The organism is Cobetia sp. PDI-12MA, from assembly GCF_059507695.1.
The window spans coordinates 3,223,548-3,246,483 of record NZ_CM183351.1 but is presented as its reverse complement, the minus strand read 5'-3'; the positions used below and the strand labels follow the sequence as shown (position 1 = coordinate 3,246,483).

Genomic DNA, 22,936 nt, shown 5'->3' with positions numbered 1-22,936 from the left:
GCCCGATGGCAGAGCCTCGCAGGCGCGGTGTCGTGCTCGGAAAAATCGCTGTCGGTAAAAGGACACAACGACGCCGCCCCGACCACAGAATCGTGGCCGGGGCGGCGAAAGTGACGTCAGCAGGGCAGCTGAATGGCTGTGTCCGGGGGCGTGGATTGTCCGGTTCTTACCTCGCCGGGCCCACGATCAGCCGGCTTTCAGCTGCCCGGGTGATGGCCTGACTCAGGCATCTTCAGACTGGTCGGCGTCATGCATCGGGCCGCGCTTCATGTCGCCGCCCTTCATGTCACCCTTCATGCCACCATGATGCTTGCCAGCGTGATGGCGCATGCCATTGGCCATGAAGGCTTCCAGCGCATCGAGCTGCTCGGCGGACAGCACATCGGCGAGTTTCTCGCGGCCTTCCTCACGCAGTTCCAGGCGCTGCTCCTTCATTTCCTTGCGCATTTCCTGGCGGGCGGCGACACGCTCCTCTTTGGTGTCGGCGTCCTGCATGGCATCACGCATGTCGTCGTGCATCTCTTTCATGCTGTCATGCATCTCGTCACGCATTTCCTTGCGGACTTCCTTGAGCGCCTGCATCTGGTCATCGCTCAGGTTCCAGCTGGCCAGCAGCGCCTTCATGCCTTCCTGCTGCTGACGGTCGGCCATCTTCGGACCGCGCTTGTCACGCTGGTGCATCAGGTCCAGCACCTTGATCTGGTCTGCATCCAGCACCTTGGCCAGACGATCGTGCTGGGTCTTGCGCAGTTCCTCGAAGGCGGCCTTGCGCGCTTCACGCGAGTCGAAGTCGGTCTTCTTGAGTGACTCCATGTCGTCACGCATGGACTTGAAGGAGTCCTTGAGCGCGCTGCGTTGGTCGTCATCCAGGTCCCAGCTGTCGAACAGGGCGCCCATCAGCTGCATGCGCTGCTTGCCGTCGTCGGCCATATGCTTGCCGCCACGCTCGCCGGCCATGTGCTTGCCGCCGCGTTCGCCGCCACGCTCGTCGGCATGCTTGCCTTCGCCGTGACGTTTGCCGTCATGCTTGCCCATGTGCTTGCCGTGCATCGGCTTGCCGGCAGCCCAGTAGGCTTCGAGCACCTTGACCTGATTCTCGTCGAGAATCTCTGCCAGGGCGGCCTTGTGTTCTTCACGCTGTGCCTGGATGGCGTCGCGGCGCGCTTCGCGGGAGTCGAACTTCTGCTCCTTGAGCTGCTTGCGGCTTTCCATCTGCTGTTGCTTGAGTGCGTCGAGCTGTTGCTGCTGTTCATCGCTGAGATGCCAGCTGGCGAGAATCTTGTCGAGGCCTTCCTTGCGGTCGGCGCCGTCATGGTGCTTGTCGTTGCTTGAGGCCACGGCGGTCATCGGCAGTGCCAGGGCGGTCAGCAGACCGGAAACGATGAGCTTGCGAGAAATGCGGTTCATGGCGTACTCCGAGTGTCTAGATAAAGGGCCGGAATCAAGCGATAAGAGCATTATCAGCAGTGAATGTGCCGGCATTGTGCAACGTTTCATGGGGTTGCGTGCAACGCGCCTGGGCGGAACATGCAACGGCTTGCTGTGTCTTTTCTGCAGCGTGATCTTGTGGCCTGAATCCTGTAGAGACTGAATCCTGTAGGGACTGAGTCCTTGATCAAGGTGATGACGTCAGGTTTCAACCCGGGGCACTCAGACGCGGTTGCCATCAGCCACCGTGGTGGCGCTTCTTCGCCGCCTTAGCGTTCGCCTGGGCATTCGCCGGATAGTGGCGGTCGAACTGCTGGTGGAAGCGCTGGGTCTGATGGCGGTTCAGGACGCGATCGACATCGGCCAGGTAGGCCTTGCGCGCCTTGGTAAGCGCCTTGGCGTCGTGGTGGCTTTTAGCGGCCTGACGTTGCTGGCGATAGTGGCGATATTGCTTGTCGAGGGTGGCACGCTGGCTGACGTTCAGGCTGATGCCATCCAGCAGCACGTTCAGCGAGACATCGGCGGCGCTGGCACTGGTCACGCTCAGCGGTGATGCCATCAGCATGACGCTCAGTACGCCGGCACCGATCAGGCGAGTGCGGGAGAGAGCACGATTGGCAGGACTGTGGGACATGACGAATACCTCACTTGTGGCGTAGACCCGCGCTTGAGCAGCAGTAAATGGCTCTCGCTTAGGCAGTGATGACAGTATCCGTCGCAGTTGGACAGCAAGTTCGCACCGTGGGTGCAACAAAAACGCAACCGCCGTCTGTGGTCACAGACGGCGGTTGTCATGTTTCTGAAAGGTTTCAGGGCCTGCGCGAGGCGAGATATCAGTCCAGCACGTCAGGCTCGAACTTGTAGCCGACCCCATAGATGGAGCGAATCACGTCGCGCTCCGGCCAGACATTGGCGATCTTGCGGCGCAGCTTCTTGACGTGGGAATCCACCGTGCGCTCGGAGACGATGCGGTGGTCGCGGTACATGTGGTCCATCAGCTGGTCGCGGGAGAAGATGCGCCCCGGCGACTGCATCATCACCTTGAGCAGCTGGAACTCGACTGCGGTCAGGCCCAGGTCACTGCCATCGGCCAGTGCCTGCCAACCTTCCTCATTGAGCACCAGCTGGCCCTTGTCGGAGGTCTGCGAGAGGGTCTGATCAAGCGCCTGGCTGCGACGCAGCACGGCCTTGATGCGCGCCACCACCTCACGCGGACTGAAGGGTTTGCAGATGTAGTCATCGGCGCCCAGCTCCAGCCCCAGCAGGCGGTCCACTTCCTCGACCCGCGCGGTCAGCATCACGATGGGCAGCAGGTTGTCCTCGGCCCGCAGCTGGCGGCACAGGGTCAGGCCGTCGGTGCCCGGCAGCATGAGGTCCAGCAATACCAAGGCGGGTGTCTCGTCATTGACCGCCGCGATGACGGCGTTGCCGTCGTCGACATGCCGGGTGCGATACCCGCTGCCGTCCAGATAATCGCACAGCAGGCTGGCGATCTTGGGCTCGTCTTCCACCACCAGAATCAGCGGTTTCTGGGTCTCGGCCCGGGCGTCAGGGGTGTCGGCGTGAACGTCGCTCATGGTCAAGAGTCCTTGCAGATGAAAATGACTGTTTCAAGTAGACAACAGCGGCAGGCGAATGTCCCATCGCAGTCCGCCCAGTGATGACTGCCCCGGTACCAGCTGGCCATCATGCGCACTGACCAGCGCGCTGGCGATCGACAGGCCCAGGCCTGAACCCCCGCTGGAGCGATTGCGCGAGTTCTCGACCCGATACAGGCGCTCGGTGAGGTGGGCAAGCTCGGCCTCTGGCACGCCGGGGCTCGAGTCTTCCCAGCGCACGACCGCCCAGCCGGGGTGACCGGCGCCGTCCCCGGGTGAGGCAGCCTCGCGCAGCAGGCTGACCTTCAACTTGCCGGGCGAGTCGGTATAGGCGCGAGTGTTGCTGGCCAGGTTGCTCCACAGCTGATGCAGGCGCTGCATGTCGCCCTGCACGCGCAGCGGCAGCTGGATGTCGGTCTCAAGCTGGATGCCGCTGTCTTCCAGCCAGCCGCGCAGGTCGTCCAGGCTATCGTTGAGCTGGGCATTCAGCTCCAGCGGCTCGCGCCAGGCTTCCAGCGTGCCGGCGTCGCTCTGGGCCAGCAGGCGCAGATCCGACACCAGGCGGTTGAGAGCGTCCACTTCCTGTTCCAGCGAGCCGAGACTTGATTGGCTCATCGGACGGAAGCCGTCCTGCATGGCCTCTATCTCGCCCTTGAGCACCGCCAATGGCGTGCGCAGCTCATGGGAGATGTCACTCACCCAGCGCTGGCGGGAATCGCGGTTGGTCTCAAGCGTCTGCGCCAGCGCATTGAAGTCACCGGCCAGCCGCGACAGCTCATCCCGGCCGCGCACCGGCAGACGGGTGGCATAGTCGCCGCTCGACAGACGGCTGGCGCCACTGGCGAGGTCCCGCACCCGATGGCCGAGCCACCAGGCGATGCCGGCCGCCGCCAGCAGTGAGGCGAAGGTGGAGGACAGGATGATGGTCGCCAGGTTGCGCGATTGGCGCTCCAGATACTGGTCCTTGCCGCGGCGCAGGAATTCACTCACCGGCAGGTAGCCCAGCTCGCCGATCTTCTTGCCGTCCAGCATCAGATCCTTGAACTGCATGCCGGGGGCAGGGCGTGGCGGCCCATTGAGGCGCTGGCCGCGGGTATCGCGCAGCATGTAGTCCTGGGGGCGATCGAGGTTGGCGCCCGGCGGTGTCTCGAATCTGTCCGCCGGCGCCTGGGAATGCACGATGCGCCCCCAGTTGCGCCGGCTTTTCATCCACTCCCAGTTGCCTTCCGCGGCGTAGCCGCTGACCAGGTCGGACGAGATCAGCTCGATGCGCTCCTGCTGGGTCTGCTCCAGATACTCCGCGAACCCTCTGTCCATGCTGTGGGAGATGAACATGTAGATGCTGCCGCCGATCACGACATTGGTCAGCAGCAGGATCACGAACAGCCGCACTGACAGCCGTGAGTGCCAGGCGGTGACGGTGGGCATCATGATGGTTGTTCCTCCTGACGCGGGGTGCGGGGCGGCAGCCCCAGCAGGCGGCGCAGATTGTGCTGCAGGTCTTCCAGCAGCAGATAGAGCGAGGGCACCAGGATCAGCAGGATCACGGTCGCGAACAGGATGCCGAAGCCGATGGAGACCGCCATCGGGATCATGAAGCGCGCCTGGCGTGAGGTCTCGAAGATCATCGGCGCCAGGCCGAAGAAGGTGGTCAGCGTCGTCAACAGGATGGGACGCAGACGCCGTGTGGCCGCCATGATGATCGCCTCACGCGCGGTGGCACCGGCCAGACGCTGGCGGTTGGCGTAGTCGATCAGCACCAGGGCGTCGTTGATGACGATGCCCGACAGCGCCAGCATGCCCATCAGGCTGATCACCGACAGGCCATAGCCCATCAGCTGATGGCCGATGACCGCGCCGATCAGGCCGAAGGGAATCGCCGTCATCACCAGCAGCGGTTGCAGATAGCTTCTGAACGGTAGCGCCAGCAGCAGATAGAGGGCTGCCAGCGTCAGCAGCAACGACACCTGCAGTGACCCCAGGTTGTCGGCAGTCTCTTCCTGACGCCCGCCATAACCGATGCTCAGGCTCGGATACTGGCTCTTCAGCTGGGGATAGACGTCGCTTTCCAGGCTGGTGATCACCTGACTGACCGCGTCGGACGGGGTCACGTTGGCGGTGACCTCGATCACGCGGCGGCCATCGATGCGCAGGATGCTGGACGCGGCGCGTCCCTGCTCGATGTCGGCCACCAGCCCCAGGGGCACGCTGACGCCGTTGCCGGTCTGCACGCCGAAGTTCTCCAGCTGGGCAAGGCTTGCGCGCTGCTCTTCGGGCAGCAGCACCTTGACCTCGACCTCATTGCGGCCCTGCTGCTGCTTGAGGGCGGTCGCGCCGGACAGCGGGCCGCGCAGCTGGTTGGCCAGGGTGGCGCCATCCAGTCCCAGCGAGCGGCCGTAGGCATTGAGCTGCAGATAGAGCTCGCGCTTGCCGTCATCCAGACCGCTGTCGATGTCCGACAGCGAGCTGTAATCCTCAAGCGACGTCGCCAGTGACTCGGCGGCGGCCATCAGCGCGCCGCTGTCAGAGGAGGAAAGGCGGATGGTGAGGCCCGCGCCGCGCCCCGGCCCGCCGATATCGGATTCGAACAGCAGCGACTCGGTATTGGCGATGGTACCGGCTTCCTCACGCCAGGCCGTGATCAGCTGCGAGGGCGACCAGTTATCCTCTACCGTGGTGTCGAGGTTGGCGATGATGCTCAGCGAGTTGCCTTCGATCTCGGCGCTGGTGGAGTAGATCGCGGGGGCGTCGTCGCGCTCACGAACCCGCTCCAGCGCGTCCAGCAGCAGGGTGCGTACCTCGCGGTCCTGGCTGATCGGGCTGCCCACCGGCAGGTTGGCGGTGACGCCGGCACGGTTGGACTCGACACGCGGCATCAGCGAGAAGCCGAGGCGGCCACTGGCCATCCAGGCCATCGCCAGCACCAGCAGCGCCAGACCGCAGACGGCGGTCAGACCACGATAGTTCAGGCACCCTTCGAGGAAGGGCTGGAAGCGGCGACGCGTGAAACGCTCCAGCCCGTGCTGGACGCCATGGCGCACGCGGTCCAGCGGTGCCAGCCAGCGTATCGGTTTCTCGCTGGTGTGGCCCAGGTGCGCGGGCAGGATGAAGATCGCTTCGATCCAGCTCAGCGCGAAGATGCTGATCACCACCAGCGGGATGATGCCGAATACCAGCCCGAGGAAGCCGGGCAGGAACAGCAGCGGAATGAAGGCCACGATGTTGGACAGGATCGAGAACGCCAGCGGCACCGCGATCTCGCGCGCGCCGAGAATGGCGGCTTCGCGCATGCTGGCGCCGCGCTCGCGGTGCGAGTGGATGTTCTCGCCGACGATGATGGCGTCATCGACCACGATGCCCAGTGCGATGATGAAGGCGAACATCGAGATCATGTTGATGGATACGCCGACCAGCGGCAGGAACAGCATCGCGCCGAGGAAGGCGGTGGGGATGCCCAGCGTGACCCAGAAGGCGAGACGCGCCTCGAGGAACAGCCCCAGCAGCACCAGCACCAGTACCAGCCCCATCCAGGCATTCTTGAGCAGCAGCTCCAGGCGGTCCTGATAAACCAGCGAGTCATCGTCCTCGACGCTCAGCGTCAGTCCGCGCGGCAGGCTGGCGGTCAATTGCGGCAGCATCGCCATGGTCGCGGTGGACAGCTCGTTGGGCGTCTGGGAGCCGACCTGATAGATGTCGAGACCAATCGCCGGTTCGCCGTCGTAGAGCACTTCCTTGTCGCTGTCGGCGAAGCCGTCGGTGACGGTGGCGATATCGCCCAGACGCACGACATTGCCTTCCTGGCTGGAGATCACCGGCAGTTGCGAGAACTCGGCGGCGCCGTCGCGACGCGCCTCATAGCGCACCAGGTATTCGCCCTGCTGCGTGTCGAGGCTGCCCCCGGCCAGGTTGAGCGCCTGATTGCCGATCAGGCCGGCGATATCCTGATGCGACAGGCCATAGCGACGCAGCGCGCCTTCCTCCAGCGCGACATGCACCTCGCGGTCACGGATGCCGGTCAGCTCCACCTTGGTGATGTCGTCGCTGTCGAGCAGGCTCAGGCGCAGACGCTCGGCGACATTGCGCAGGGTCTGGTCATCGGTCTGGCCATGCAGCTTGAGCTCCATCACGCTGCGCGAGCGGCCTGCCAGCGAGTAGACGGGCGGGTCGGATTCATCGGGCAGGGTAGTGATGCTGTCGATGGCCTGCTGGATGTCCTGATAGGCGCGCATGGTCTCGACGCCGTCCTGCAGCTCGATGGACAGCGAGCCGAGGCCTTCCTCGGCGGTGGCGGTGATCTCCTCGATGCCCTCCACGTCCTGCACCGCGGACTCCATCGCCTGCAACAGGCTTTCGGAGACCTCATCCGGCGTGGCGCCGGAATAGCTGACGCTGACGTTGATGATCTCGAGCTCGAAGGAGGGGAAGACCTCCTTCTTGATCTGACTGGACATCAGCAGGCCGCCAAGAATCAGGCACAGCATCAGCAGGTTGGCGGCGACGCCGTGATCGTGCATCCAGCGGATGGGGCCCTTGAGGCGCGACTGTGCCGTCATGAGTCACTTCCGGTGGTCGTGGCGTTCTGGTCGGCAACCGTGGCGTTCTTGTCGCCAGCTGCGGTGCTCTTGTCGCCAGCCGTCGTCTTGTCGTCAGCCGCCTTGGCATCCGTCGCCCGGGCGGTCGGTGTCGGCGTATCGCCGCGCGCGCGCAGTGCCATGCCGGCTTCGACGCTGCTCAGGGAGCTTGTGATGACGCGCTCGCCGTCCACCAGACCGTCGGCGACCAGCAGGGTGTCATTGCCCAGATGGCGCACGACTACCGGGCGCTTCTCGAGATGATCGTCCGCCGTCAGTACCCAGACCTGTTGGCCGCTGCGCAGCGCACTGATCGGCAGTTCGATCAACGAGGCAGTGCGTCGGGGCGTCAGGGTCGCCTCGACCACATCACCGATGCGCAGCGCCGGGGTGCTGGCGCGCGCTTCTTCGGAGACATTGAGCGCCAGCGGGTCTTCCACCGCCACCATCACCTGGGTCAGCAGGCCGTTTTCTTCCAGCGACGGCAGCACGCTCCACACTTCGCCATGGCGGTGCTGGCCATCCGGCCATGCCTTGCTCGAGATCAGTACCGGCGTGCCCTGGCCATCACGGGCGTGGGTCGAGAGCCACTCCATGTCGGCCTGCGGCAGATTGAGGCGCACCCAGAAGCGGTCGGTGGCCACCAGCGTCAACAGGTCGGTGAAGGCATTGAGATCACTGCCTTCGCCGACCAGACGCTCGCTGATCAGGCCGTCATAGGGGGCGCGAATCTCGGTACGGGCCAGATTGAGCTTGGCCTGATCGCGGCTGGCGCGGGCGCTTTCCACGGCGGCCTGGGCCGACTTGAGCTGAGGCTCGCGCAGCACCAGCGCTTTCTGGGCCGCCGGCAGATTGCGACCGAAGGTCTTGTATTCCGAGGCGGCGCGGATCTGCTCGCCCTTTTCAGAGGCGAGGCTGGCTTCTGCCGTGGCGAGATCCGCCTCGGCCTGACGCAGTGCCAGCTGATAATCCAGTTGATCGAGACTGGCCAGCAGCTGGTTCTTGCGGACTTCGCGGCCGGCTTCGATGCCTTCGGGGAAGGGCGCCAGCTGACCGCTGACGCGCGTGGAGACCGTGGTCTGGCGATCGGCGATCACGCGGCCGAAGCCCTCAAGCGTCGGGGCGTTGGCGGCATGGCTGACCGTGACCACCTCGACCGTGGGCGCAGGTGCCTCGCTCGGGGCACGCTTCGGCGCACCGGGGCGATGATTCATCCACCAGGCGGCCAGCGCGATCGCCAGCGCGAGAATGATCAGCGCCAGCAGGCGCATCCAGATCAGGCGCCGCGTGGAGGGTGCGGGGTGGACGGCAGGGGCGGGCGACGCGGAAGACGACGCTGGCGTCTCTGGGCTATGGTCCATGCGGACTCCGAACGAAAAGTGACTGGCCTGATGCGCAGCCGTCTTCTGGCCAGTCGCTTTGGCGTCGGTCAGAGCGGGCGGTGGATCATGGCCATGAAATGCAGACGAATGTGTGGATGATCGCATGATGCCATTCAGGCGCAATGCCAAAATGGGAAATAGCGTGCAACAGGCGCAATCTGCAATTGCGTGATTGGCGCCCCACAAAAAAAAGCTGCCACACGAAGTGGCAGCTTTTCACGAGTGCGCTTGGCGGGCGGCGCCTGCTGACGGATGAATCGCTCTATCAGTCGGGCAGAACCGCGTGGGCAGGCCAGATTCAGTAGTTGAAATAGTTGAACTGGATGAACGGGATAAACTAGATGAACAGGCCGATCAGCAGCGCCATGCAGACGCCGATCACGCCGATCAGGGTCTCCATCACCGTCCAGCTCTTCAGCGTTTCCTTCTCGGTGAGGCCGAAGTAGCGGCTGACCAGCCAGAAGCCGGAGTCATTGACGTGACTGAGCACGGTGGCGCCACTGGCGATGGCGATCACCACCAGCCCCAGCACCGGGCCGGACAGTGCCAGCGTATCGATCACCGGGGCCATCAGGCCGGCGGCGGTGATCATCGCGACAGTGGCCGAGCCCTGGATGACACGCACGGCGGTGGCGATCAGGAAGGCAAGGAGGATCGGCGGCAGGTTGCTGTCGGCCATCAGGTTGCCGAGCACGTCACCGACCCCGGAATCGATCAGCATCTGCTTGAAGACGCCGCCCGCGCCGGTGACCAGGATGATGATGCCGGCGGGTTCGAGCGCCTTGGTGGCGACTTCCATCACCTGTTCGCGCGTCATGCCACGGCGTGTGCCCAGCAGGGTGAAGGCCATCAGGGTGGCCAGACTCAGTGCCACGAACGGATGGCCGAGAAAGCCCAGCCAGCCGACCAGCGGGCTGTCGTCACCGAACAGGAAGCCCGAGACGGTGTTGAGCACGATCAGCGCCAGCGGCAGCAGCACGATGGACAGGATCAGACCGAAGCCCGGGGCGCGCTGATTGACCTCTTCATCGCTCATCACGCTGCCGGTATTTTCCATGTAATCCGGAATCCTGGCGTCGATGCGCGCCGCGATGAAGCGACCGAAGATCGGCCCCGCGACGATCATCGCCGGCAGGCCGCACAGCGCCCCGAACAGGATGACGTAGCCGAGATCGGCACCGATCAGCTTGGCGACCGCGATCGGCCCCGGGGTCGGCGGAATGAAGGAGTGCGTCACGGCCAGACCGGCGAGCAGCGGAATGCCGTAATAGAGCAACGAGCGGCCGCTGCGGCGTGCCAGCGCGTAGACCAGCGGCACCAGGATGATGAAGGCGACATCCAGGAACACTGGAATCGCGACCAGAAAGCCGGTCAGCGCCAACGCCCATTGTGAGCGTGAGGTGCCGAAACGCCCCAGCAGGGTGTTGGCCATGCGATCGACACCGCCGGACACTTCCAGCATCTTGCCGAACATCGCGCCGAGACCGACCACGGTGGCAACGAAGCCCAGGGTGTTGCCCATGCCGTTGGTGACGGAGTCGATGATGGCGTCGGGCTGCATGCCGGTGGCCAGCCCGACCCCCAGGCTTACCACCAGCAGGGCAACGAAGGCATGCAGGCGCAGGCGCATGACGAGGTAAAGCAGCAGCAGAATGCCGCCGAGGGCGGCAAGGACGAGGGTGCTATCTGGGGACATGATGGCGAACTCTTGCGGCTGGCAACGGCGTGATCATCGGCCATTGCCCAAAGGCGTATTGTGTGAGGCATCGTGGGTCGTGCAGGATGAAAGTTACCGGTAACATTCACACTTACGCAATGATCCGAAAGGTGCATGAGGGGCAAATGCCTGTCGCGTCTGGCAGCTGACTGCCCGCCAACGGGCAGTCGCTCAGTGCGCGACAGCCGTCCCGAGGCGCCGGACAAGGGGTTGATCGGCAACATCGGCTACGCTGGTGGGCCATCGTTTTCATTCAGGGGGAGAGGGTTTTCATGCAGCAGCAGGCAGAAGGAGCATCAGCGGTCGCGTCGATGCCGACCAGGTCAGAGGCTCTGGCCGCCCAGGGGGGCGTGCGGCTTGTGGTCATGGGGGTGTCGGGCTGTGGCAAGTCACATGTCGGGCAGCAGCTGGCCGCGTGCCTGGGCGCGCAGTTCATCGATGGCGACGATTATCACGGTGAGGCCAACGTGGCCAAGATGGCGCGCGGCATTCCGCTGGATGACGATGATCGCCATGGCTGGCTGGCCCGTCTGACGGAGCTGATCGAGGCGGCGCGCCACGACGGGCGCAGTCTGGTACTGGCCTGCTCGTCCTTGAAGCGACGCTATCGGGATCAACTGCGTGGCGGGGACTCCGCGCTGGGCTTCGTGTTCCTCGAAGGCACGCGCGAGCTGCTGCTGGAGCGCCTCGAGGCGCGAACCGATCATTTCTTCAAGGGCGCTGACATGCTCGACAACCAGCTGGCGACGCTCGAGGTGCCCGGCGACGATGAAGGGCGCATCCATACCCTCGACATCAGTGCCACGCCCCAGGCGCTGGTCGAGAGTGTCTGTCAGCAGATCCTCGACGCGCCAGAGCGCTAGTCGGTCGCCGGACGTCTTACGGTGCCAGGCTGCCACCTTTCTGAAGACTGAAGCCCAGGTCTTCCCACAGGCCGTGGGGCGTGGCGTCGAGATCACCGCTCAAGCGCGCCAGCAACAGGGCGGCGGCGCGCTCGCCGATCTCGCGGCGTGGCGTGACCACGCTGGCCAGCGGCGGCCAGGTGCCGCGGGTCATCTCCAGGCCGTTGAAGCCGGCCAGCGCCAGCTGGTCGGGCACCGACAGGCCGCGGCGCTGACACTCGAACAGCCCGCCGGCTGCCAGGTCGTCATTGCAGCAGAACACGGCCTGGGTCTCGGGCCAGCGGGTCAGCATCTCGTCGAGCAGCTCGCCGCCCATGCGCACGCTGGAAGGGGCATCGGTGGTCAGAAGCGCCTGCTGTGACAGGCCGGCGGCCTCCAGTGCCGCGCGCCAGCCACCCAGGCGCTGTTCGACGCGGCGATCCATGCGCGCACCGAGAAAGCCGATATGGCGATGGCCCAGGGCGATCATGGCCTCGGTCATCGCGCGCCCAGCGGCATGCTGGTCCAGCCCCACCGCCATGTCGAGCGGCGCCTCGCGCTTCTCCATGCACTCCACTACCGCACAGCCCGAGCGCGCGATCATCTCGCGGGTACGAGGGCTATGGCGACTGCCGCACAGCACCAACCCGTCGATGCCGAAGGAGAGCCAGGTCTCGATCAGGCGCTCCTCTTCCTGCATCGAATAACCGGTGTGGCCGATCAGCAGCTGATAGCCTGCAGCCGCGAGCGGGGCTTCCAGACCGCGATGCAGTTCAGAGAATACGGCGTTGGAGAGCGAAGGAATCAGCAGTGCGATCAGCCGCGAGTGACCGCTGGCGAGGCTGCCGGCCTGACGATTGGGCATGTAACCCAGCTCGCGGGCACATTCGGTTACCCGCTCGCGCATCGCGGCGGACACCTTCTCGGGCTGATTGAGCGCGCGCGACACCGTGACCTTGGTGACGCCCAGTCGGGCGGCGATATCGGCCAGGGTAACGCGCTTGAGGCGGGAAGCTTTGTGTGGCTGAGAGGGCATGGACATTCAGGCGGCTGCGAAGGAGGTCAAGAGTGTCCCTGTTAAGGCGGCCCGGGAGCAAGCCTTGCCCGACGGATCAGACGTGACTCAGCGAGAGCAGGAACAGGATCATCGGCGGCGCCGCCAGCGACAGCAGGAAGCCCGAGACGACGGCGACCGGGACGCAGGCCACGCCGCCGGTCTGCTGGATCACCGGTAGCGTGAAGTCCATCGAGGTGGCTCCACCGATGCCGATGGCAAGCGGCGTGTAGCGCTGGATGGTCAGGGGGATCAGCACGAAGGCCAGCAGCTCGCGCGCCAGATCATTGAAGAAGGCGGCGCCGCCGAGAATCGGCCCAAGCTGATCGCCGACCAGGATTCCCGACAGCGAGTACCAGCCGAAGCCGGCCGAGATCGCCATGCCCTGATTCCACTCCAGCGCCAGCAGAGGCGCCGCCAGCAGGCCACCGAGCAGCGAGCTGGCCATTACCGTCAGCGCGATGATCAGGCCATGCCGATTGAGCAGGATCTGGCGCAGGCTCATGCCGGAGCTTCTGAGCTGGCAGCCGATCAGCGCCAGCAGCACATAGAGGGCCCATTCGGCGAGGGTGTCGGTATCCAGCTGGGTGCCGAAGGTCTTGAGCAGCACGCCGGCGCCGACGCCGAGCGCGACCACGGCGGCAAGGGTCAGCGAGCCGGACAGCGCCTGCCAGCGGGTCATCGGCGCGCCATCCACCGCCTGGGCGGGATTGGCGCGCAGCGGGCTGCGGCGCGACAGCCACCACAGCGCCAGCAGGTTCAGCGGCGTGATGATGGCGAACAGCGTCAGCGCCTGACCGCTCATGGCGGCCATGCCGACACTCAACTGCTCCAGTGCCGCCAGCCCCATGCCCATCAGGAACAGGATGAGATAGATGGAGGCATTGACCAGCCGGTTGACCACCGCCAGGCGGCCAGGATCGGTGAGACGTACCAGATAGCCGAGTATCAGCGGCAGCAGAATGAAGATGAGACCCGACAGCATGACCCTTCCCTGGCATTGCCACCCGGATAGCAGGGTGGCGCAAGTGATTGATTGGCGGTGAATACCGCCGAAGGACCTTACTATATCGGTTGGCGTGGGGTCTGGATAACCCCGCCATCAGCATTGCGCGAGAGACTTGCTGATGGCGTATCAGCGGGGCTTATGATCAGCCACTCGAGAAGCGGGAGCTTTCATCACTGGCGGGCGCTGCTCAGCTGGTTCAGGGTCAGATGGGCCGAGCGCGGCGGCACCTCGCCGTTGTGGTCGCCGTCCTTGTCCATGACGCCTTCGTAGTCGAGGTAATCGAGGCCGACCATCAGGCCCGGCCAGCGCGGCGCCAGCCAGATACGGTAGTGCTTGTGCTCACGATGCTGGCGCCATGCCTCGATGCGCAGGGTGCGGAAGGTACGCTGCGCCGCCTGGCGCGTTTCCTGACCCTGGATCTCGTACATCAAGGTGCGCTGGCGGCCCTTGTGGTCGAGATAATCCAGAGAGCAGGGCGTCGCGGGCAGACAGGCCTGCTCGCTCCATTGGCTGTCGACCTGCTGGCTCAGCAGCACCAGCAGGCTCTGACGGTCAGGAAGGCGGGCATCGCCTGCCTGCGGCGCTTCCCGGTTGTAGTCCTTGCCGATGCCGGCCAGGCGATAGCCGGAGCGATAGCCCTCGGGCAGCAGGCGACCCTCCGCGAGCGTGAAACGGCCCTGCTCATAGCCACTGGCAACCTTGATGGAGGCCTCCATGCTGGCAATGTACAGCTCGCCGCTCTGGCTGACGCGCTGGGTGATGGGCACATCCGGCCAGCCATCCAGCACCAGGGTGTAGTAGGCGGTGAAGGGCACCGGCGCGATGCTGGCGACAGGCGCCAGGGGCGTGTCAGGGCTGACGGCGGCCTCATCGTTGGCCGCCTGGGCACTGCCTGCCGACAGCAGCAGCGCTACCAGGCCTGCACGGCACAGGCGCTGCCATGTCGAGGGTCGATCAGCGCGGGTGGCGGTGCAAGCGCCGCGCCGCGCGGGGGCTTGAGAAACGTGAGACAAGGCGAAAGATGGCAGGGTCATGGTGACTCCCGAGACCGGCACTGGAGCCGTGGCCTGTGAATGGGGGTGTCGAGCGGTCAGGCAGCGACGGGGCAGGGCGACTGCACATGATGATGTAATGATGTTGAGGCGATCCACAATCAAGCCAACGCCCGTCAGGCGGCCACGACGATATTTCAGCGCTTGCTCATGTGCAATGGATAGGTACTCTGTAACTGCCTTGTCCTTCCGCCGCGCGCGGCGCGTACCTAGACGTTGGGTCCAATCAGGAGATCATCATGGCCAGCATTGTCATCATTGCCGGGGATTTTGTAGAAGATTACGAGCTGATGGTGCCGTTCCAGGCGCTGCAGGCGATGGGGCATCGCGTGGATGTCGTCTGCCCGGACAAGACGGAAGGCGATATCGTCAAGACCGCCATCCATGACTTCGAGGGTGATCAGACCTACACCGAGAAGCCGGGCCACAACTTCGCGCTCAACGCCAGCTTCGCCGAGATCGCCGTCGAGAGTTACGACGCGCTGCTGATCCCCGGTGGCCGCGCCCCCGAGTATCTGCGTCTGGATGAGCGTGTGCTGGCGATGGTGCGTCACTTCGTCGAGGCCGACAAGCCCATCGCCGCCGTATGTCATGGTCCGCAGCTCTTGGTCGCCGCCATGTCGCTGGAAGGCCATCGCGTCAGCGCCTATCCGGCCTGTGCGCCGGAGGTGACGCTGGCGGGCGGTGAGTTCGTGTCGCTGGAAGTGACCGACGCCGTGACCTCCGGCAAGCTGGTGACCGCACCGGCCTGGCCGGCGCATCCGGAATGGCTGCGTCAGTTCCAGGCGCTGCTGGTGTGATGCGCCCCCGCTAGCGCCCGTCATCGCATCGGATGTGCCTGACGACACCCTGCCACTCGGCGGGGTGTCGTCGTTTCAGACGGGGTGTCGTAAGGGTGCCGTCGTTTCAGTCGGCAAACGCCTCGAGCCAGGCCCGCTGCGGGGCGAGTCGTGATTGCTGTGCGGCTCGCCACGCAGGGTCGCCCAGCGTGGTGGCATAACGCTCGGCGTGATCACAGGCCAGCAGCAACCAGCTGCCGGCCAGCGACTCACCGCGAGCGCGCCTGAGCGCCAGACTCTCGAGCAGCCCCGCGAAGGCGGTGCCGGTGGAGGGGCCTACCTCAAGCCCGGCATGCTCGGCCAGCCACAGCGCCGCCTCCTGACTGCGCGCATCCGCAATACGCCGGTAGTCATCGAAATGGGCGGGGTCGAATGCCTCCAGCACGCAGGGCCGCCCGATGCCTTCGATGGGGTTGACCGCCTGCGGGGCGGGCAGGCGGGTCGTACGAGTGCCGTGGGTACGATGGTGCTGCCAGCAGGCGTGATAGACCGAGTGCTCGGGATCCACGCCGATCACGCGGGCTCGATGCCCCTCCTGATGCAGATGACGCTTGTGGCGCAGATGGCGCGCAAAGCTGGCAGCGCTGCCGCCGGTGCCGGCGCCGAGAAATACCGCCTGCAGCTCGGGCAGCTCACGCGCGGTGATCTGTGTCAGGCACTCCCCGGGCAGGCTGGTGTCGCTTGCCCAGTCGCCGGCAGTAGCGGCATGTCGGAATTGATTGAGGAAGTGGCCGCCGCTGTCATCGGCAAGCGCCTGCGCATGCTGACAGAGCCGAGCGGAGTCCTCGATTTCCACCACGCGCCCGCCCTCGCCACGAATCGCCTCCTGCTTGTAAAAGGCGGTGCCCCTGGGCACCACGGCAATGAATTGAAGCCCCAGCCTGCGTGCCAGCCACGCCTCAGAGACCGCGGTGGAACCCGAGGAAGCTTCGATCACTGGACAATCGGGCGTCAGCCAATCCTGCTGTAAGGCCTGCTCGAACAGCGACATCGCCAGGCGATGCTTGAGCGAGCCGCTGGCATGCGCCCGCTCGTCCTTGATCAGGATGCGCGCTTCGCCCAGCCCGCGCAGGCTGAGTTCCAGCAGCGGGCTGAGTTCCAGCAGCGGGGTCGCCGGGGTGGCGGCCTTCAAGGCCGCAAGCTTCATGAGGCTGCGTTGGCGCCATGACTCGCGCTGAGCCGCGTGCGTGCAGGCGTCGGCGTCCGCAATGAAAGGCGCTGTCGAGGGGAAGTCGGTGGTCGGCATGGCGCCATTTCCGGTCGCAGGAAGGAGCTTTCATGCTACGACCAGCCGCCAAGCAAAACTTGCCAGTTGTCATGGCGTGAGCCATGTTTCATGGCAAGAATTCATTGCGAGGTGAAGGTAATGGAGAAAATAGTGCTCGATGCCACGGACCGCGCCCTGCTGCGGCTGCTGCAGCGCGATGCCAGCCTGTCGTTGGCGGCGCTGGCGGAAGCCGTGCATCTGACCACGTCTCCTTGCTGGAAGCGCCTCAAGCGCCTGGAAGAGTGTGGTGTGATTACCGCACGGGTGGCGTTGCTGAACGCCGAGCTGATCGGCATGGGGCTGACGGCCTTCGTGCAGCTCAAGACCCGCGATCACTCGCGGGCCTGGTTCGAGCGTTTCGTGGCCATCGTCGAGGAGATCGAGGAAGTCACCGAGTTCTATCGCATGGCCGGTGACTACGACTATCTCCTCAAGGTGCAGGTCGAGGACATGAACGCCTACGACCGCGTCTACAAGCGGCTGGTCAACACCATCGACGAGCTGAGCGACGTGTCGGCCCGCTTCGCGATGGAGCGCATCAAGACGACCACCGCGCTGCCGCTGTGACCACTTTCAGGCAGTGAAGCCTGATCGCTGGGCAAGTTCCTCGCACCAGCGCGCTCAATAACCGTGCTCGCGGCTGATGCCGGTCAGCACTTCACCCTGCTGAATGCGGCGAATGTTGTCCGCCAACTGGTCGGCGGCCTCGGCCACCGGGGTCGGCGCGGCGGCATGCGGTGTGATGACCACGCGCGGCTGGTGCCACAGCGGACTGTCCTCGGCCAGTGGCTCGTGCTGGAAGACGTCGAGCAGGGCGCCCCTGAGCTTGCCTTCCTCGAGCGCCGCGACCAGATCCTCCTCGACCACGCTGCTGCCACGCCCCGGATTGATCAGCACGGCGTCGTCGGGCAGGGACTGGAAGACATCGGCGTTCAACACGTCTCTCGTGGCCGGCGTATTGGGCAACAGGTTGATCACCGCCTTGAGGCCGAGCGACTCGTCGCCCAGCACTTGCTGGAGGGTGCGGCCCCCTTCGCCGGTCTCATGGTGGCAGGTCACGCCCTGCAACGTGTGGGCGCTACGGCTGAAGCCATGTACCGGATAGCCGTCTGCCGCCAGTGATTCGGCGATCTGGCTGCCGATGGCGCCGAGCCCGAGCACTGCCACCGGGTACTGATGGGCGCGCACCACGCGGTGCGGGGCCCAGTGTGAGTCCGTCTGCTGTCTGGCATAGCGGTCGAAATCACGCCGGAAATGCAGCAGGCCATAGCGCACGTAATCCAGCATGTGACTGGCCATGCCGGCATCGCTCAGCTTGAGCACCGGCACATCGTCAGGCAGTGCCGGATTGTCGAGCAGGCTGTCGACGCCCGCCCCCAGATTGAGGATCGCCTTGACGTCGTGACCGCGGTGGCGCTCGAACAGCGCTGCGGGCGGTGCCCATACCACCAGCACATCGCCCAGCATCTCGCCGTCATCGGCAACGATTTCCAGCGGCGCTTGTTTCGATGACTGCTTCGATGACGGTTCCGACGACTCGCCTTGCCGCGACCCCTTGGCGCCGGCGGTATCGCACAGGCGCTGACGCAGAGCATCGCACCAGCGTTCGGCGCGTTCATGATGTACCAGTATCCGCATGCTGTTCTCCTCTTCAGTAACGCTGGGTGGCGGGTCGGGATTTTTGAGCCGTCCCGGCCTGTTCGTAGGCTCTGTTCGTGGCTCTGTGCAAAGGGACTGGAGTTGTCGCCTCATCATGCGCCATTGTCTTGCGCCATTGTCTTGCGGGCATGGCCTGCTCGCGGGCGGCGATGGCGCAGGCCTTGCAAGGGCTCAAGCGAAGGGCGACAGTGCCAGAGTCGTCCTTTGACCCGTTGTTGGCAGAGTGACAGACTCGAATCCAGAGGGGAATTCGGATGTATGCATGTACGCCGACCCTGCCGACCCGCGGGGCGCATCGTCCGCTCGCGGTGCAGGCAGCCATTGTCAGCCCGGTGCGGCTGGCAGGTCGGTCACCCGCTGCCTGGCCCTGCGTATGGCCACTGGCTCCGCCCCAACGTGCTGCTTGCCTCAAGGCCTGATCGAAAAGGAGCGCTGCATGAGTCAATTCCCGCCCCATACTGGTGCGCCCCAGCCAGCCTTCGCTGGCCTGGCCACCTTGCCCAGCAGCGAGGCACCGGCCACCGAGAGTGACTGGACGCCACGCGCGCTGTCCGCTGGCCGTCAGGCCTTCACCATCGGCGAGTATCGCGCGCGTATCCAGCGGGTACGAGAGGCCATGGCGCGCGCCGGCATCGATGTGATGGTGATTTCCGACCCCTCCAACATGGCGTGGCTGACCGGCTACGACGGCTGGTCCTTCTATGTGCACCAATGCGTGCTGCTGGGGCTTTCCGGCGAGCCGGTCTGGTATGGGCGTCGTCAGGACGGCAACGGCGCGCTGCGTACCTGCTGGATGGGCGAGGACAACATCCTGTGGTATCCGGATTACTACGTGCAGAATCCGGACATGCACCCGATGGAGTTTCTCGCCCAGTCCATCCTGCCGCAGCGTGGCTGGCACGATGGGGTCGTCGGGGTCGAGCTCGACAACTATTACTATTCGGCGCGGGCGCACCTGGCGCTGGTCAAGGAGCTGCCCCACGCGCGGCTGGTGGATGCCAATTCGCTGGTCAACTGGTGTCGCGCGATCAAGTCTGAGCAGGAAATCGCCTACATGCGCGTGGCCGGGCGCATCGTCGAGCGCATGCATTCACGCATTCTGGAGATGATCGAGCCGGGCCTGCCAAAGAGTGCGCTGGTCGCGGAGATCTACCGGGTCGGCGTCGAGGGCGTGATCGGCCCCGAGGGTGAGATTCTCGGTGGCGACTATCCGGCCATCGTGCCGCTGCTGCCCACCGGCAGTGATGCCGCTGCGCCGCACCTGACCTGGGATGACACGCCATTTCGCCAGGGAGAGGGCACCTTCTTCGAGCTGGCCGGCTGCTACAAGCGCTATCACGCGCCGCTGTCGCGTACCGTATTTCTCGGCCGCCCGCCGCGCGATTTCGTGCGCGGTGAGTCTGCCCTGCTGGAAGGCATCGAGAGTGGACTGGCCATCGCCAAGCCCGGCAATCGCTGCTGTGACATTGCGCTGGCGCTGGGCGCGGCGATGGACAAGTACGGCTTCGACCGTGGCGGCGCACGCTGCGGCTATCCCATCGGCATCAGCTATCCACCGGACTGGGGCGAGCGCACCATGAGTCTGCGCCCCAGTGACGAGACCGTGCTGGAACCGGGCATGACCTTCCACTTCATGCCCGGCATGTGGATGGACGACTGGGGGCTCGAGATCACCGAGTCGATCCTGATCACGGAAAACGGTGCCGAGCCGCTGTGTGATGTGCCGCGCCAGCTGTTCGTCAAATAGCCTGCCGACAAGTGTCAGCAGCCCGCCATAACAAGGAGTGGTGTCATGCGAGAGTCCCCCGTCAGTCTGACCATCGATCTGTTCGCCGATGGCGTTCAGCACGGTTTCTTCAAGCTGCCGATCTCGACTGACGAGTCGGCGTGGGGCGCGGTGATGACCCCGATCAGCGTGATCGCCAATGGTGAGGGGCCAACGGTATTGCTGACCGGCGGCAATCATGGCGACGAGTACGAGGGCATCACCGCACTCTACAAGCTGGCGGCGCGTCTCACGCCTGAGGACGTGCAGGGGCGCGTCATCATCGTGCCGACCATGAATGCGCTGGCTGCCAGGGCCGGGCGGCGTTGTTCGCCTCTCGATGGCGGCAATCTCAATCGCAGCTTCCCCGGCAGCCCCACCGGCGGTCCGACCGAGCAGATCGCCGACTACTTCACCCGGGTGCTGGTGCCGCAGTGCGACTATGCGCTGGACCTGCATTCCGGCGGTCGCACCCTGGATATCCTGCCGTTCGCGGCTGCGCACCGTCTCGACTATCTCGAGGAGTCGCTGGGCGTCGAGCAGTGTCGTCTGCAGGAAGCCGAGAGCCTGGCCGGGGCGCTGGCCTTCGGGGCGCCCTCGGCGATGATGATGTTCGAACTGGACGCCGAGGCGCTCTACGACACCGCGGTGGAGCGCCAGGGCAAGGTCTTCGTCACCACGGAGCTGGGCGGCGGTGGCTCCACCACGCCGGAGCGTCAGGCGATCGCCGACCGTGGCGTCGACAACTTCCTCGCCTTCAGTGGTGTGCTGCGCGAGCGCAGTCGCGCGGATCTGGAGCAGGTCATCGAGCGCCAGCGTGCCAGCCAGGCGAACGCGCCGCTGCTGATCGACATGCCGGATGCCAGCTGTTACGTACAGAGCGAGCATGAAGGGCTGCTGGAGCTTTGCGTGGCACTCGGTGAGCAGGTCACGGCGGGGCAATGTGTGGCGCGGGTCTATCCGCTGGGGCGCGCCGGTCAGGCGGCGGTGGAATATCGCGCGGAGCGTGATGGCGTGCTGGTGGCGCGGCGTTTCCCGGCGCAGGTGAGTCTGGGCGATACCCTGGCGGTGATCGCGGAAGTCGTGGACGATCTGGCGCGAGAGGACTCATGAGCGCGCCCCTTTCACGCTCGCTGCCAGCGCCGAAACTGGATGCCTTCGATCTCAAGATTCTGGCGATACTCGAACGCGATGGCCGCATCACCAAGTCGCGGCTGGCCGAGGAGATCAACCTGTCGGTCAGTCCGTGCTGGGAGCGCGTCAAGCGCCTCGAGCAGGCCGGCATCATCGAGGGGTACGCTGCCATCATCAATCAGCAGCGCCTGAGTGATCAGCAGGGCGGCGCTTCCCAGGCGGCCGCCCCGCGCACGCCGGTGTGGGTCGAGATCCACCTCAAGCATCATGATGCTGGCAGCTTCCAGCGCTTCGAGCGGGCGATGCGTGAAGCGGATGAGGTGATCGAGTGCGTGGCGGTCGGTGGAGGCGTGGATTATCTGCTGCGGCTGGAGACGGCCAGCATCGATGCCTACCAGCGGTTGATCGACCGCTGGCTGGTCTCGGAACTGGGTATCGATCGCTATTTCACCTACATCGTCACCAAGCAGGTAAAATAGCGCGCCAGCTCCGTCGCCCTTCCTTCATGCAGCACGAGATACTCTCACCATGGTGCCTTTCGCCGCCCCTTCCGGCTCCGTCGATTGTCCGTCCCACGTCCAGGCCGAATCCCCCGGTGCCCCGGTGCTGATCTTCGATTCGGGGGTCGGAGGGCTCTCGGTGGCCTCAGAGATCCGCCGCCAATGGCCCTCATTGCCATTGGCCTATGTCTGTGACAATGCCGCCTTGCCCTATGGCACCAAACCCGATGACTGGCTGGTGGCTCGTATCGCGCAGGTGTGCGTGGCGGCGGTGGAGGCAAGTGGGGCGCGTGCGCTGGTAGTGGCCTGCAATACCGCCAGCACCCTGGCGCTGGCGGTATTGCGCGAAGCGCTGTCGATTCCGGTGATCGGCACCGTGCCCGCCATCAAGCCGGCGGCGGCGTTGGCACGTGCGCGTCAGAGTGCAGCACGTCGTGAGAAGTGCGAGCCGCCGGTGTTCGCGTTGCTGGCGACTTCCGCCACGGTAAGACGTGCCTATACGGAGCAGTTGATCCACGATTTCGCGGCGGATTGTCAGGTGATTCGTGTCGCCGCCGATCCGCTGGTCGCGGAGGCCGAGCGGCGTCTGCGCGGCAAGCCGGCGCGCCCCGAGGTGGTGGCGGCCAGTCTGGCAGATCTGGCGGCGGTCGAGGCGCTGGAGGTGGTGATTCTCGGCTGCACGCATTTCCCGCTGCTCGGTGCCGACATCTCGCAGGTACTGGGCGAGTCTCGGGTGGCGCTGGTGGATTCCGGCGCGGCAATCGCCCGCCGCGTGGCAGAGGTGCTGGCGCTTGACCCTGCGGCAGCGGCTGATCAGCAATTCGCTCAGGCTGCTCGGCAAGTCGCTCAAGCGGTTCAACCAGCACCGCATGAGCACATGGCGCTGGCGACGGATGCCCGGCAGCCGGGGTTGGCCACGGCGTTGGCCAGCCAGGGCTTCGCCGCGCCGCAGGCGCTGTCGTGCGACGGCTGAGGGGCAGGGGCGTTGGCTCTCACGGTCCCCTTGCACCTGCCTGCGCCCGCCTTGGCCCGCCATTCGGCGCTTGAGCTTCGCGCTGCCGATGGTAGGCTAGCGCGCCC

The 22,936-nt window shown here is 65.2% G+C and carries 19 protein-coding genes; 7 read left to right on the top strand and 12 right to left on the bottom strand.

What is annotated here, in order from left to right; all coding sequences use genetic code 11:
• Nucleotides 1–222 precede the first annotated feature (222 nt).
• From AC5WNI_RS13865 to AC5WNI_RS13835, 7 genes are all read right to left on the bottom strand, one after another.
• The gene (locus tag AC5WNI_RS13865) at nt 223–1,407 is read right to left on the bottom strand and encodes a Spy/CpxP family protein refolding chaperone (protein WP_175089245.1); all 1,185 of its coding nucleotides are present in this window, start codon (nt 1,405–1,407) and stop codon (nt 223–225) included.
• Nucleotides 1,408–1,666: 259 nt separating this feature from the next.
• A complete protein-coding gene (locus AC5WNI_RS13860; RefSeq protein ID WP_175089246.1) occupies nt 1,667–2,062 on the bottom strand; it encodes a hypothetical protein in 396 nt (131 codons plus the stop codon).
• 199 nt (nt 2,063–2,261) lie between these two features.
• Entirely contained in the window at nt 2,262–3,005 is a 744-nt protein-coding gene (locus AC5WNI_RS13855; protein WP_175089247.1) for a response regulator, read from the bottom strand.
• A 33-nt stretch (nt 3,006–3,038) separates the two neighbouring features.
• Nucleotides 3,039–4,457 (bottom strand): ATP-binding protein, encoded by a 1,419-nt coding sequence (locus AC5WNI_RS13850; RefSeq protein WP_175089248.1) that lies wholly within the window; start codon nt 4,455–4,457, stop codon nt 3,039–3,041.
• A complete protein-coding gene (locus tag AC5WNI_RS13845; protein WP_254627050.1) occupies nt 4,454–7,579 on the bottom strand; it encodes an efflux RND transporter permease subunit in 3,126 nt (1,041 codons plus the stop codon). The genes AC5WNI_RS13850 and AC5WNI_RS13845 overlap by 4 nt, the downstream gene beginning before the upstream one ends.
• Nucleotides 7,576–8,958 carry an efflux RND transporter periplasmic adaptor subunit gene (locus tag AC5WNI_RS13840; protein ID WP_175089249.1) on the bottom strand — a complete coding sequence of 461 codons (1,383 nt, stop codon included), beginning with the start codon at nt 8,956–8,958 and terminating at the stop codon, nt 7,576–7,578. The genes AC5WNI_RS13845 and AC5WNI_RS13840 overlap by 4 nt, the downstream gene beginning before the upstream one ends.
• Before the next feature lie 358 nt (nt 8,959–9,316).
• Nucleotides 9,317–10,675, bottom strand: a complete 1,359-nt coding sequence (locus AC5WNI_RS13835; RefSeq protein ID WP_043334321.1) for a GntT/GntP/DsdX family permease — start codon at nt 10,673–10,675, stop codon at nt 9,317–9,319.
• A 293-nt stretch (nt 10,676–10,968) separates the two neighbouring features.
• Between AC5WNI_RS13835 and AC5WNI_RS13830 the strand changes: the two genes are divergently transcribed.
• Entirely contained in the window at nt 10,969–11,559 is a 591-nt protein-coding gene (locus tag AC5WNI_RS13830; RefSeq protein WP_487885896.1) for a gluconokinase, read from the top strand.
• A 16-nt stretch (nt 11,560–11,575) separates the two neighbouring features.
• Here AC5WNI_RS13830 and AC5WNI_RS13825 read toward each other — a convergent pair whose 3' ends face one another.
• From AC5WNI_RS13825 to AC5WNI_RS13815, 3 genes are all read right to left on the bottom strand, one after another.
• On the bottom strand, nt 11,576–12,613 hold the full coding sequence (locus AC5WNI_RS13825; protein WP_175089251.1) for a LacI family DNA-binding transcriptional regulator: 1,038 nt from the start codon (nt 12,611–12,613) through the stop codon (nt 11,576–11,578).
• Between the two features lie 76 nt (nt 12,614–12,689).
• A complete protein-coding gene (locus tag AC5WNI_RS13820; protein WP_054555660.1) occupies nt 12,690–13,616 on the bottom strand; it encodes a LysO family transporter in 927 nt (308 codons plus the stop codon).
• A gap of 194 nt (nt 13,617–13,810) precedes the next feature.
• Entirely contained in the window at nt 13,811–14,674 is an 864-nt protein-coding gene (locus AC5WNI_RS13815) for a hypothetical protein (RefSeq protein WP_175089252.1), read from the bottom strand.
• Between the two features lie 257 nt (nt 14,675–14,931).
• On the opposite strand from AC5WNI_RS13815, the gene AC5WNI_RS13810 reads away from it, so the two are divergent.
• Entirely contained in the window at nt 14,932–15,492 is a 561-nt protein-coding gene (locus tag AC5WNI_RS13810; RefSeq protein ID WP_175089253.1) for a DJ-1/PfpI family protein, read from the top strand.
• Nucleotides 15,493–15,598: 106 nt separating this feature from the next.
• Here AC5WNI_RS13810 and AC5WNI_RS13805 read toward each other — a convergent pair whose 3' ends face one another.
• Nucleotides 15,599–16,777, bottom strand: coding sequence for a PLP-dependent cysteine synthase family protein (locus tag AC5WNI_RS13805; protein WP_487885897.1), 1,179 nt, complete (start codon nt 16,775–16,777; stop codon nt 15,599–15,601).
• Nucleotides 16,778–16,909: 132 nt separating this feature from the next.
• Between AC5WNI_RS13805 and AC5WNI_RS13800 the strand changes: the two genes are divergently transcribed.
• Nucleotides 16,910–17,365, top strand: a complete 456-nt coding sequence (locus tag AC5WNI_RS13800; protein WP_043334316.1) for an Lrp/AsnC family transcriptional regulator — start codon at nt 16,910–16,912, stop codon at nt 17,363–17,365.
• A 54-nt stretch (nt 17,366–17,419) separates the two neighbouring features.
• Here AC5WNI_RS13800 and AC5WNI_RS13795 read toward each other — a convergent pair whose 3' ends face one another.
• Nucleotides 17,420–18,436: a 2-hydroxyacid dehydrogenase gene (locus tag AC5WNI_RS13795; RefSeq protein WP_175089255.1), complete on the bottom strand. Its 1,017-nt coding sequence runs from the start codon at nt 18,434–18,436 to the stop codon at nt 17,420–17,422.
• Nucleotides 18,437–18,893: 457 nt separating this feature from the next.
• Here AC5WNI_RS13795 and doeA point away from each other — a divergent pair, with 457 nt between their 5' ends.
• The 4 genes from doeA to murI are packed head-to-tail and all read left to right on the top strand — an operon-like array spanning nt 18,894 to nt 22,829.
• Nucleotides 18,894–20,204: an ectoine hydrolase DoeA gene (gene doeA, locus AC5WNI_RS13790; protein ID WP_175089256.1), complete on the top strand. Its 1,311-nt coding sequence runs from the start codon at nt 18,894–18,896 to the stop codon at nt 20,202–20,204.
• A gap of 45 nt (nt 20,205–20,249) precedes the next feature.
• Complete coding sequence (gene doeB / locus AC5WNI_RS13785) at nt 20,250–21,335, top strand: N(2)-acetyl-L-2,4-diaminobutanoate deacetylase DoeB (RefSeq protein WP_175089257.1); 1,086 nt, start codon at nt 20,250–20,252, stop codon at nt 21,333–21,335.
• On the top strand, nt 21,332–21,835 hold the full coding sequence (locus AC5WNI_RS13780) for an Lrp/AsnC family transcriptional regulator (RefSeq protein ID WP_175089258.1): 504 nt from the start codon (nt 21,332–21,334) through the stop codon (nt 21,833–21,835). The genes doeB and AC5WNI_RS13780 overlap by 4 nt, the downstream gene beginning before the upstream one ends.
• Before the next feature lie 49 nt (nt 21,836–21,884).
• On the top strand, nt 21,885–22,829 hold the full coding sequence (gene murI, locus AC5WNI_RS13775; protein WP_175089259.1) for a glutamate racemase: 945 nt from the start codon (nt 21,885–21,887) through the stop codon (nt 22,827–22,829).
• Nucleotides 22,830–22,936: the final 107 nt, after the last annotated feature.